This window comes from Thermophilibacter sp. (genome assembly GCF_966187215.1).
On record NZ_CBIFYV010000110.1, the window covers coordinates 35,871 to 48,028 of the forward strand.

The window sequence follows — 12,158 nt, forward strand, 5'->3', positions numbered from 1 at the left end:
GCCGCTTGTGGCGCAAGGGGACACAGGAGGATCCAAGATGGCCAAGCTCGACCTAGACGATGACATCTTCGGACAGGTCATCCCGCTCATCTACGTCCTGTCGGACTCGCGCGGCGAGACCGCCAACACCGTCGTCATGGCCGCCGCCGCCCAGTTCGGGGACGGCTGCGTCGACATCGAGCGTCTCTCGGGCGTCCAGGACGTCGAGACCGTGCGCTCCTACTTCGACGAGCACTTCGACCCGGAGCGCCCGTGCGCGGTCTTCCACACGTTCGCCAACGCGACGCTGCGCCGCGAGATCCGCCGCGAGCTCGACCGCAGGGGCATCCCCTCGATCGACCTGCTGGGCCCGGCCGTGACGGTCATCTCCACGCTGACGGGGGAGGAGCCCACGCACGCGATCGGCGCCACCTTCGCGCCGGAACCGCAGGTCCGGGAGTAGCGGGACGCACACAGAGCCTCCGCGCGGGGCGGGGTCGGGGTCGCACCCCCGGCCCCGCCCCGCCGCTTGCGAAGCCAACCCCACCGGACGGCGAAACGGCCCGGCGCCGCTTGCGCCCGCTGCTAGGATGTGCAAGGTGCCGCGCGGCGGCACGAGTGAGTGCGTCCCCCACAGGGACGTCGGGAACCACAGAAAGCAAGGGGAAAACATGGCAGAAAAGCACGTCTATCGCTTCGGCTTTGACGCCAACGGCAACAACGTGACCGAGGTCGCGGGCGCCAGCGTCGACGAGGCCAAGTGGATCACCGGTGGCAAGGGCGCTAACCTCGCCGAGATGGCCAACATCGGCCTTCCCGTCCCTCCCGGGTTCACGATCACCTGCCAGACCTGCGTTGCCTACTCGAGCGCCGGCAACGTGTGGCCTGAGGGCGTCCTCGACGAGATCGACGAGTACCGCAAGGACCTCGAGGAGCGCATGGGCAAGAAGCTCGGCGACTCCGAGGACCCGCTGCTCGTCTCCGTGCGCTCCGGCGCGCCGTTCTCCATGCCCGGCATGATGGACACGGTCCTCAACCTCGGCCTCAACGACGACTCCGTCCAGGGCCTCATCAAGCAGACCGAGAACCCGCGCTTCGCCTACGACTCCTACCGTCGCTTCATTCAGATGTTCTCCGACGTCGTCATGGGCGTCTCGGGTCAGCTCTTCGAGGACGCCATCAACGCCAAGAAGGCCGAGAAGGGCGTGAAGCTGGACACCGAGCTCGACGCCGACGACCTCAAGGACCTCGTCGAGACCTTCAAGCAGATCTTCGCCGACAACGTCGACACCGAGAAGTATCCCGAGGTCGTCGCTGACGGCAAGGTCGCCTTCCCGCACGACCCGCTCGTGCAGCTGCGCCTCGCCGAGCAGGCCGTCTTCGGCTCCTGGAACACCGACCGCGCCATCCTCTACCGCAAGCAGAACAAGATTCCCGACGAGCTCGGCACCGCCGTCAACGTCCAGGTGATGGCCTTCGGCAACAAGGGCAACACCTCCGCCACCGGCGTCGCCTTCACGCGCAACCCCGCCGACGGCACCAACGAGCGCTACGGCGACTTCCTGGTCAACGCCCAGGGCGAGGACGTCGTGGCCGGCATCCGCAACACCGAGCCCATTGCCGACCTGCCCAAGACCCCGGGCCTCGAGGAGGCGGGCAAGCAGCTCTACCACGTCTTCGAGATCCTCGAGGACCACTACGCCGACATGATGGACCTCGAGTTCACCATCGAGCAGGGTAAGCTCTGGATGCTGCAGACCCGCGTGGGCAAGCGCACCGCCCTGTCTGCGCTGCGCGTGGCCATCCAGATGTACAACGAGGGCCGCATCACCAAGGAGCAGGCGGTCTCCCGCGTGGCCCCCGAGCAGCTCGACCAGCTGCTGCACCCGCAGTTCGACAAGAGCGAGAAGTACGACGTGCTCGCCAAGGGCCTCAACGCCTCCCCGGGCGCGGCCGTGGGCGCCGTGGTCTTCTCCTCCGCCGACGCCGAGGCCTTCGCCGAGGCCGGCAAGCCCTGCATCCTCGTGCGCTGGGAGACCACGCCCGACGACCTGCACGGCATGGTCGCGGCCGAGGGCATCCTGACCTCCCACGGCGGCAAGACGTCCCACGCGGCCGTCATCGCCCGCGGCATGGGCGCGCCCTGCGTCTGCGGCGTCGACGCCCTGCAGATCGACGCGGCCAACAAGACCTGCGCGGTCGCCGGCACCGACGTCGTGCTCCACGAGGGCGACGTCATCTCCATCGACGGCACCACGGGCGAGGTCATCCTCGGCGAGGTCAAGCTCGTCCGCCCGGAGCTCGGCGGCGACCTGCAGACCATCCTCGACTGGGCCGACGAGATTCGCACCGACGCGGAGCGCGGCCGCGTGATCGGCGTGCGCGCCAACGCCGACAACCCCGCCGACGCCCAGCTCTCCCAGGACAACGGCGCCGAGGGCATCGGCCTGTGCCGCACCGAGCACATGTTCCTCGGCGAGCGCAAGCAGCTCATCCAGGACTACATCCTCGCCGATGACGGTTACGTCAAGCGCGCCGCCGTCGACAAGCTCGGCGAGGCCCAGAAGGGCGACTTCCTCGAGATGTTCAAGGCCATGGACGGCATGCCCGTCATCGTGCGCCTGCTCGACCCGCCCCTGCACGAGTTCCTTGACGACCCGCGCTCCCTCGAGGTGGAGATCGCCCACGACGAGGACGCCGGCAAGGACGTCACCGAGAAGCGCGCGCTTCTCGCCAAGCTCGACTCCTTCCAGGAGGCCAACCCGATGCTCGGCCTGCGCGGCTGCCGCCTCGGCCTGGTCTACCCGGACCTCAACGTCATGCAGGTGAGGGCCATCGCGTCGGCCACCGCCGAGCTCAAGAAGCAGGGCCTCGACCCCAAGCCCGAGATCATGATCCCGCTGGTGGCCTTCGAGGAGGAGCTCGCCCAGGTGCGCGAGGTCGTCGAGGAGGTCGTCGAGGACACCGCCAAGAACTACGGCGTCGAGCTCGACATCCCGGTCGGCACCATGATTGAGATCCCGCGCGCGGCGGTCATGAGCGAGGACATCGCCAAGCACGCCGACTTCTTCTCCTTCGGCACCAACGACCTGACCCAGATGGGCCTCGGCTTCTCCCGTGACGACGTCGAGTCCGCCTTCATGCCGCTCTACCTGGACAAGAAGATCACCAAGACCAACCCCTTCGCCACGCTCGACAAGGGCGTTGCAAAGCTGGTCGAGATGGGCGTCGACGGCGGCCACAAGGGCAACCCCGACATCGTCTGCGGCGTCTGCGGCGAGACCGGCGGTGACCCGGAGTCCATCCACATGTACTACGACCTCGGTCTGGACTACGTGTCCTGCTCGCCGTACCGCGTGCCCATCGCGCGCCTCGCGGCCGCGCAGGCCAAGATGGACGCCAACGGCGGCCCCAAGAAGCTCGCCTAGGCACCCGCACGTGAGATAGGTCCTGTGAGGGGAGGGGAGCCGGTCGGCTTCCCTCCCCTCTGCCGTGGGAGGGGGGCAGCCATGAGAGTCATCGGGCGCGAGGCCCAGGAGCGATCCGAACGCGAGCGTCTCTCGGAGGACGCCACGTTTGCCGACTCCTCCGCCGGCAGGCTCCGGCTGGAGGAGGCGGACCTGCTGAGGACGTGCTTCCAGTGCGACCGCGACCGCATCCTGCACTCCAAGAGCTTCCGGCGGCTCGCCCACAAGACGCAGGTCTTCCTCGCGCCGGAGGGGGACCACTACCGCACGCGCCTCATTCACACGCTCGAGGTCGCGCAGGTCGCCCGCTCCATCGCCCGGCCGCTGGGCCTCAACGAGGACCTGACCGAGGCCATCGCGCTCGGCCACGACCTCGGCCACACGCCGTTCGGCCACATGAGGGAACGCGCCCTCAGCCACGCCATCGCACGCTACCGCAACCTCGACCCCGACGCCGCCGGCTCTCGGTGCCTCTTCGCCCACAACGAGCAGGGCGCGCGGCTCGTCGAGCTGCTCGAGCGCGACGGGCGCGGCCTCAACCTCACGCGCGAGGTGGTCGACGGCATCCGCCGCCACACCGGTCCCGTGCGCCCGTCCACGCCCGAGGGCCGCGTCGTGGCGCTCTCGGACCGCATCGCCTACGTCTGCCACGACATCGACGACGCCGAGCGAGCCGGGCTGCTCTCCGAGGCCGACCTCCCGGCGGGCCCGCGCTCCGTCCTGGGCGGCGGCTCCTCGGAGCGCATCGAGACGATGGTCCACGACGTGGTCCGGGTGAGCGCGCGCGAGGGTGACGTCCGCATGTCGCCCCGCGTCCGCGAGGCGATGATGACCATGCGCTCGTTCCTCTTCGAGAACCTCTACTCGCGCGGCGACGCCAAGTGGGAGGAGCCCAAGGCCTACGCGATGCTCGAGGAGCTCTTCGACCACTTCGTGACCCACCTCGACGAGGTCCCTGCCGAGTACCGCGTCCACGACGACACGCCGGACGTCCAGGTGGCCGACTTCGTCTCGGGCATGACCGACCGCTACGCGATCAGGCTCTACGAGCAGCTCAAGATCCCCCGCTCCTGGCGCCGCCGCTAGCCCGACCGGCCACCCGCCCGTCTGGCCCCGTGCGGCCTGGGTCCGGCCCCGCCGGGCCAGACCCGGCGCTCGGACAGTCCTCGCTCGCTACGCTCGCTGCGGAACTCGCGGCGGGCCTGGCCCGGCGGGGCCTGCCGTCACGTCGTCGCGCGTAAGCTGGCCTGTCGCGGCCCGCCGGCATGGGTCCGCCGCGAGTTCTTGCCGAGCGCTTTTCTCGGCAAGCTGTCTGAGCGGCGGACCCATGCCGGCGGGCCCCGGTTGAGTCGCGCTATCATGGGGCGACCAAGGCGGACGAGAGGGGGCTGTGATGGCGAGAAGGGGTGGCGGGCTTCTGACGGCGCTCGCGGTGGTGCTGTCGGTCGCGGTGCTCGCGGTCGGGGCCGGGCTGCTCTACCTGGTCGTCACCGGGGGCGTGCCCGGAGGTCAGGGGGTGCCTCGGCAGGAGGCCGGCCTCGAGCGCAAGGGCTTCTCGGAGTACGACTGGGACGAGCTCGCGCAGGTCGCCCAGATGATCGCGGAGGCGCCCTCCGACGAGGAGGGGCGCGCGGTGGCGGACGAGTGGGGCGTCCACGTGGGCGACGCGCGCCCGCTGGCGCTCGATGACGGCACGCAGGCGCAGCTCGTGGTCGTGGGGATCCGTCACGACAGCCGCGCGGACGGCTCGGGGGCCGCGGGCCTCACGCTCATGACGTCGCCGATCGCGCGGCGCGCGGTGAACCCCACCGACACCAACGCCGGGGGGTGGGAGGCCAGCGACCTGCGCGCCTGGCTGGCCTCGGACGGCGCCGCCCTGCTGCCCGACGACCTCGCCTCAAACCTCGTCGAGGTCACCAAGCTCACCAACAACACGGGCGCGACCTCGGACGCCGCCTCGGTGACGCAGACCGCCGACGCGCTGTGGCTCTTCTCGCTCACCGAGGTCTGCGGCCCCGTGGACCTCTTCGCCACCGAGTACGGCGACGAGGTGAGGGCGCGCACGTACTACATCGACTACACGGCCTACGACGAGCTGCTCTCGCAGGAGGGCTCCCAGTACGAGTACTTCGCCGACGCCGGGGTCACCGACCTCGCGGACGCCTCGGACACCCTCGCGCTCACCTACGGCGGGTCGGCGTGCGCGTGGTGGTACCGCTCGCCGTACCCGCTCACCTTCGACATGGGGGACGAGTACTTCTTCTACCAGGTCATGGACTCCGGGTACCCCGCGACGCTCGGCTACGCGAGCCAGCCGGCCGGCGTGGTCGCGGGCCTGTGCCTGTAGTTGTGTGGTTCTTGTCCAAACGGCGTCCGTGGCCTATAATCGTCCGCTGTGTGTAAACCTATGTGTCGTTCGCAGCCGCGTCGGCACCTCTAGCGACAGGAAGAGAGAGCCATGGACTACATCCGCGCCATCGAGCGTCAGCAGATCCGCGAGGACATCCCCGCCGTCCGCGTGGGCGACCACGTCAAGGTCCACTATCGCATCGTCGAGGGCGACCGCACCCGCGAGCAGGTCTTCGAGGGCGACGTCATCCGCATGAGCGGCTCCGGCGCGCGCGAGACCTTCACCGTCCGCAAGGTCAGCTTCGGCGTGGGCGTCGAGCGCACCTTCCCGCTCCACAGCCCGAAGATCGCCAAGCTCGAGGTCGTCCGTCACGGCGACGTGCGTCGCGCCAAGCTCTACTACCTGCGCGACCGCGTGGGCAAGGCCGCCCGCATCCGCGAGAAGCGCGACTAGGTCCCATCGCATCGAGGCCGCGAGCCGCCCTTTCGGGGGCGGCTCTTTTCTTAGGGAGATGACCCATGACCGCTGACAGGCCCCGTCCCGCCACCGCGCGGGAGGTCGCCGCCGCGCTCGCCGACGCCCCGCTCGGGGAGGCGCGCGAGCTGGTGGAGCGCTACGCCGAGGACCCGCGCGCCCAGGTGCGGCAGGCGGTCGCTCGAACCCGGCGCCGCATCGAGCGCGACGAGGCCGAGCGCGGGCGCGTGCGGGGGATGTACGCGCTCCAGGACGAGCTCGCGGGCGGCGGCGTGGCCGTGGGCGTCGACGAGGTCGGGCGCGGCGCGCTCGCCGGGCCGCTCACCGTGGCGGCCGTGTGCCTGCCCGACGAGCCCGTCGTCTGGGGGCTCAATGACTCCAAGCAGCTCTCGCCGCGACGCCGCGAGGCCCTGGCGGCGCAGGTGGCGGACGTCGCGCTCGCCATCGGGATAGCCCACGTCGAGCCGCGCGACATCGACCGCGACGGCATGGCCGCCTCGCTCAGGCGCGCGATGGCTGCCGCGGTGGCCGACACCGGGCTCGACCCCGACGTCGTCCTGATCGACGGCAACCCCGTCCACGCCCACCCGCGCGAGCGCTGCCTGGTCAAGGGCGACGCTCGCGTGGCCGCCATCGCCGCCGCCTCGATCGTGGCGAAGGTCACGCGCGACGCGCTGATGGTGGCGCTCGACGAGGAGTGGCCCGGCTACCACCTCGCCGCCTGCAAGGGCTACGGCTCGCCCGAGCACATCGCGGCCATCCGCGCGCGCGGTCTCACGCCCGTCCACCGGGTCTCGTTCTGTGGGAACTTCCTGGAGACGCCGCGCCTCTTCTGAGCGCTGCCGAGAAGCGCCGCGCTCGTTCGGGCGCCGCGCCCGCAGCTCATCTTCGCGCGCACGCGGCGCGGAGGTCCCGGGGTCAGCCAGGCGTCAGCCAGCGGCGCGCCCGGTGGAAGCCCCGTGCTCGTGCCCTCTGCCACCCTCTCGTCATCGGTCGACGGAGGGAGCGAGGATGCTGGGAGAGACGTGCTACGCGCCGGTGACGACGACGGGGGCGCAGGCGGTCCCCGACGGGGGGACGCGCGAGCTGGGCCGCCGCGGCGAGGACGCGGTCGCGCGCAACCTGGAGGGGCGCGGCTGGGAGATCGTCGCGAGGAACTGGAGGACCGAGGCGGGCGAGGTGGACATCATCGCCCGCGACCCCGGGCAGGGACCGGGGGCGGTGACGATGATCGAGGTGAAGACCAGGCGCTCGCCCGACGGGACCGTCATGCCCGAGGAGGCGGTCGACGAGGCGAAGCGTCGCCGCTACGTCCTGCTCGCCGCCGAGTTCATGCGGCGTCACGAGGGCGTGAGCGCGGTGCGCTTCGACACCGTGGGCGTCACCGACCGATGCAACGGCTGGGCGAACCTGCACCACGTCCGCAACTCGTTCGGGAGCGACGGGCGATGAGCACCGAGGCGCCGAGCGCGATGACGGCCGCGCTGCACGGCGTCGAGGTGACGGCCGTGTGGGTGGAGGTGAGCCTGTCGGCCGGCATACCGGGCCTCGACATCGTGGGCATGCCGGACTCCGCCGTGCTGGAGGCGCGCTCGCGCGTGCGCTGCGCGCTCCGCTCGAGCGGCTTCACGCTGCCGCGCGCGCACGTGACCATCAACCTGCGACCGGGCGAGATCAGGAAGTCGGGCACCGCGTTCGACCTCCCCATAGCCGTGGCGCTGCTCGTGGCCACCGGGCAGCTCCCGCCCTCCGTCGCGTCCGGGACGCTCTTCGCCGGCGAGCTGTCGCTCGACGGGGAGGTCTGCCCCGTGCGCGGCGAGGTCGCCTACGCCCAGCTCGCGAGCGCGTGCGACGTCACGCTCGTCACCTCGGCCCTGTCGCGCGCCGGCTCGGCCCCGCTCGGGGACGCGCGTGGGGTCAGGACGCTCGCCCAGCTCAAGGGCGGCGTGGAGGCCCTGCCGGCGCTCGGCGCGGGCGGGGGCGGGGAGGACGGCGACGGCCGGCCGGCCCTCGACTTCGCCGACGTCGTCGACCAGGAGCTCGCCAAGCGCGCCCTCACGATCGCCGCGGCGGGCCGTCACGGCGCCCTCATGGTGGGGCCGCCGGGCGCGGGCAAGACGATGCTGGCGCGCCGGGTCCCGACGATCCTGCCGCCTCTCGACGAGGAGGAGGCGGCGAGCGCCATGCTCGTGCACTCCGTGGCGGGCCTGCCCGTCGACGCGCTCGCGCGCGGCGAGCGGCCCTTCAGGGCACCGCACCACTCCATCTCGACGGCCGGGCTCGTGGGAGGGGGACGGCCCGTCACCCCCGGCGAGGTCTCGCTGGCCCACCATGGGGTCCTCTACCTCGATGAGCTGCCCGAGTTCGCGCGCGTCTCCCTGCAGGCCCTGCGCCAGCCGCTCGAGGACCGCGAGGTCAGGATCACGCGCGTCGACGGCACCTACGTCTTTCCCTGCGACTTCCAGCTCGTCGCAGCCGCCAACCCCTGCCCGTGCGGCCACCTCGGCGACCCGGGGCACGAGTGCACCTGCCCGCCCGCGCGGGTCGCGAGCTACCAGGCACGGATCGGCGGCCCGCTCATGGACCGCATCGACCTCGTCGTGGACGTGCCCCGCCCCGACGCGAGCAAGGTGATAGACGGCCAGCCGGGCACCTCCTCGGGGGAGATGGCCGAGCAGGTGGCGGCCGCGCTCGAGTTTCGCTCGTGGAGGGAGGCGCGACGTGGCGACGCGCCCGCCGGGCCCCCGGCCTCGAGCCTGGAGCCCGCGGCGCGGGCGGCCTTCGAGTCGCTCGCGTCCTCGCTGCACCTCGGCGGGAGGGCCATCGCGCGGGTCGCGCGCGTGGCGCGGACGATAGCCGACCTCGCCCAGCGCGAGCTGGCCAGCGAGGGGGACGTCGTGGAGGCCCTCGGCTTCCGGTCCCGAGCGGGCGCGTGAGGAGGGGACGAGATGGGTGATCGCTGGGAGCTCACGCGCGGGGACGACCTCTGGCCGCCCGCCCTCGACGACCTCGCGCGCCCGCCGGAGCGGATCTTCGGGCGCGGCGACCCTGAGGCGCTGCGGGGGCCGTGCCTGTCGGTGGTGGGGGCCCGACGCCCCACGCCCTACGGCGTCGCGGTGGCGGAGATGGCCGCGCGCGTGGCCGCGGGGTGCGGCGTGTGCGTGGTGTCCGGGGGCGCGATGGGCTGCGACCGCGCGGCGGGCGCCGCCGCGCTCGCGGCCGGGGGGAGGACCGTGGTGGTCTCGGGATGCGGCGCCGACCTGGTGTACCCCGCGTCGTCGCGCGACGTCTACGAGGGGGCGGTCGAGCGCGGCGGCGCGGTCGTCTCGGCGGAGCCGTGGGGGTCGGGTCCCCGGAGGTGGGCCTTCCCGAAGCGCAACGCCCTCATCGCCGCCCTCTCGAGGGTACTCGTCGTGACCGAGGCCGGCCTCAGGTCGGGCACGATGTCGACCGCCGAGGCCGCCCTCGAGCTCGACCGCGTCATATACGCCGTGCCCGGCTCGATCTTCTCGCCCAGCTCGGCGGGGACCAACCGCCTCATCGCCGAGGGGGCGCGGGTCATACCCGACGAGCGCACGCTGGCGGTGGCGATCTCGCTGGACTACGGCCGCGTCCCGCTCGCCTCCCCGGCCGCGCGGGACGCCCCCGGCCCGGTCATGTCCGCCCTGCTCGCCTCGCCGCTGCGCCCGGACGAGCTGGCGGCGCGGATGGGGGAGGACGTCCTCACGGTCCTCAGGACCCTCACCGACCACGAGGCGCGCGGGCTCGTGGAGCGGCTGCCCGACGGGAGATACTCGCCCACGAGGGAGTTCCTGTTGGGGCACAATGGAGCGACGGTCGGCTGAGCGGGAGGACGGAGTGCGAATGGGAGAGCTCGTCACGGTGGTGGGCGGCGGACTCGCGGGCTGCGAGTGCGCCCTGCAGCTCGCGCGCAGGGGCGTGCGCGTGCGCCTCGTGGAGCAGCGGGGGCCCTTCTCGTCGCCGGCGCACCGCACCGACGGCCTCGCCGAGCTCGTCTGCTCCAACTCGCTCAAGTCCACCAAGCCCGACACCGCGGCGGGCACGCTCAAGTCCGAGCTCGACCTCATGGGCTGCGAGCTGCTCCGCCTTGCGCGCGCGTGCGCGGTGCCGGCGGGCGGGGCGCTCGCCGTCGACCGCGAGGCGTTCTCCGCCGCGGTGGGCGAGCGCGTCGCCGCGAGCCCGCTGATCGAGCTCGTCCGCGAGCGGGCGGACGAGCTCCCCGAGGGCCCCGCGGTCGTCGCGGCGGGCCCGCTGTGCGCCGACGCGCTCTTCGACGCCATCGCGCGGCGGGTGGGCTCCGGGCGGATGAGCTTCTATGACGCCGCCGCGCCGATCGTGGACGCCGAGACGCTCGACCGGGACGTCGTCTTCTCCCAGTCGCGCTACGGCGAGGCGGGGGGCGGCGACTACCTCAACTGCCCGCTCTCGCGCGAGGAGTACGACGCCTTCGTCGACGCCCTGGTGGGGGCCGAGCGCGTGATCGCGCGCGACTTCGAGCAGCGCGACCTGTTCTGCGCCTGCCAGCCCGTGGAGGAGGTCGCCCGGACCGGGCACGACACCCTGCGCCACGGCGCGCTCAAGCCGGTGGGGCTCACCGACCCGCGCACGGGGCAGCGCCCCTGGGCGGCCGTGCAGCTGCGCGCCGAGAGCGCCTCCCACGCCGCCTACAACCTCGTGGGGTTCCAGACCAACCTCACCTGGCCCGAGCAGCGCCGCGTCCTCAGGATGATCCCCGGGCTGGGGGAGGCGGAGTTCCTGCGCTACGGCGTCATGCACCGCAACAGCTTCGTGGACGCGCCGCACGCGCTCGGCCCCACGTTCGAGATCCCCGGCACGCACGTGCGCCTCGCCGGGCAGATCTGCGGCACGGAGGGCTACGTCGAGGCGATGGCGTCCGGGCTTCTCGCCGCGCTCAACACCTACGCCGAGCTCATCGGCGCCGACGCGGTTCGCCTGCCCGGGACCGGGGCTCTGGGCTCGCTCGTGGCCTACGCCACCGACCCCGCGACCGTGGACTACCAGCCCATGCACGTGAACTTCGGGCTGTTCCCGCCGCTTGAGCCGCCGGTGCGCAACAAGGCGCGCAGGCGCGCGGCGCTGGCGGAGCGGGCCCTGGGCGACCTGCGCGCCTACCTCGCGCGACGCCCCGAGCTCGCGGTCGCGCCGGTGACGGCCCCGTGACCCCCGAGGCCGAGGCGCGGCGGGCCGACCAGGACCGCTTCGACGAGCTGGCCGCCTCCTTCTGCTCCGCGCTCGCCGACGTCCGGCGCCTCTCGCCCAACACGGTGCGCGCCTACCGCGAGGACCTCGCGTCGTTCTCGGCCTGGGCGCGGCGCGAGGGGGTGAGCCCGCTGCGCGTGACGCACCGCGAGGTGCGCGGCTACCTCGCCGAGCTCGCGGGCGCCGGCTACTCCGCGCGCACGGTGAGCCGGCGGCTCTCAGCCCTGCGGGGGCTCTTCCGGTGGCTGCTCAGGGAGGGCCTCTGCGACTCGGCGGCGCTCGCCGCGGTCGCGAGTCCCAAGCTCGCCCGGACGCTGCCCAAGACCATGAGCGAGTCCGACGCGCGCGCCCTGCTCGCCACCTGCGAGGGGGAAGAGCCGGCCGACCTGCGCGACCGCGCCTTCCTCGAGCTGCTCTACGCGACCGGCGCCCGCGTGGGGGAGATGGCCGGCCTGCGCGTGGGCGACGTGGACCTCGCGCAGGGGCAGGCGCGCCTCTTCGGCAAGGGGTCGAAGGAGCGCCTGGTGCCCGTCTACCCCGCGGCGCTCGCGCGCGTGCGCCGCTCCCTCAGACTTAGCCGGCCTGAACTCTCGCGCGCGGGTCGGCCCTTTTGCACACTGCTTTTCTCCGCGCGAGGCAAACCCATA

At 72.5% G+C, this 12,158-nt stretch carries 11 protein-coding genes; all 11 read left to right on the forward strand.

From position 1 onward, the window contains the following. The first annotated feature begins 37 nt into the window (after window positions 1-37). Window positions 38-442 carry a kinase/pyrophosphorylase gene (locus ACWTSU_RS08740; RefSeq protein WP_455139790.1) on the forward strand — a complete coding sequence of 135 codons (405 nt, stop codon included), beginning with the start codon at window positions 38-40 and terminating at the stop codon, window positions 440-442. Window positions 443-650: 208 nt separating this feature from the next. Then, the gene (ppdK, locus tag ACWTSU_RS08745) at window positions 651-3,407 is read left to right on the forward strand and encodes a pyruvate, phosphate dikinase (RefSeq protein WP_455139792.1); all 2,757 of its coding nucleotides are present in this window, start codon (window positions 651-653) and stop codon (window positions 3,405-3,407) included. An 81-nt stretch (window positions 3,408-3,488) separates the two neighbouring features. Further along, window positions 3,489-4,532 carry a deoxyguanosinetriphosphate triphosphohydrolase gene (locus ACWTSU_RS08750; RefSeq protein ID WP_455139794.1) on the forward strand — a complete coding sequence of 348 codons (1,044 nt, stop codon included), beginning with the start codon at window positions 3,489-3,491 and terminating at the stop codon, window positions 4,530-4,532. Between the two features lie 307 nt (window positions 4,533-4,839). After that, window positions 4,840-5,793, forward strand: a complete 954-nt coding sequence (locus ACWTSU_RS08755; protein ID WP_455139796.1) for a DUF6273 domain-containing protein — start codon at window positions 4,840-4,842, stop codon at window positions 5,791-5,793. Window positions 5,794-5,904: 111 nt separating this feature from the next. Beyond that, window positions 5,905-6,249, forward strand: coding sequence for a 50S ribosomal protein L19 (gene rplS / locus ACWTSU_RS08760; protein WP_455139798.1), 345 nt, complete (start codon window positions 5,905-5,907; stop codon window positions 6,247-6,249). A 65-nt stretch (window positions 6,250-6,314) separates the two neighbouring features. Next, window positions 6,315-7,106, forward strand: coding sequence for a ribonuclease HII (locus ACWTSU_RS08765; RefSeq protein WP_455139800.1), 792 nt, complete (start codon window positions 6,315-6,317; stop codon window positions 7,104-7,106). Window positions 7,107-7,281: 175 nt separating this feature from the next. After that, the gene (locus tag ACWTSU_RS08770; protein WP_455139802.1) at window positions 7,282-7,722 is read left to right on the forward strand and encodes a YraN family protein; all 441 of its coding nucleotides are present in this window, start codon (window positions 7,282-7,284) and stop codon (window positions 7,720-7,722) included. Then, entirely contained in the window at window positions 7,719-9,206 is a 1,488-nt protein-coding gene (locus tag ACWTSU_RS08775) for a YifB family Mg chelatase-like AAA ATPase (protein WP_455139804.1), read from the forward strand. The genes ACWTSU_RS08770 and ACWTSU_RS08775 overlap by 4 nt, the downstream gene beginning before the upstream one ends. 12 nt (window positions 9,207-9,218) lie before the next feature. Continuing rightward, complete coding sequence (locus tag ACWTSU_RS08780) at window positions 9,219-10,115, forward strand: DNA-processing protein DprA (protein ID WP_455139806.1); 897 nt, start codon at window positions 9,219-9,221, stop codon at window positions 10,113-10,115. 19 nt (window positions 10,116-10,134) lie between these two features. Next, complete coding sequence (gene trmFO, locus ACWTSU_RS08785; protein WP_455139808.1) at window positions 10,135-11,472, forward strand: methylenetetrahydrofolate--tRNA-(uracil(54)-C(5))-methyltransferase (FADH(2)-oxidizing) TrmFO; 1,338 nt, start codon at window positions 10,135-10,137, stop codon at window positions 11,470-11,472. After that, a partial coding sequence (locus ACWTSU_RS08790) for a site-specific integrase (protein WP_455139810.1) occupies window positions 11,469-12,158 on the forward strand: 690 nt, incomplete at its 3' end. The genes trmFO and ACWTSU_RS08790, both read left to right, overlap by 4 nt.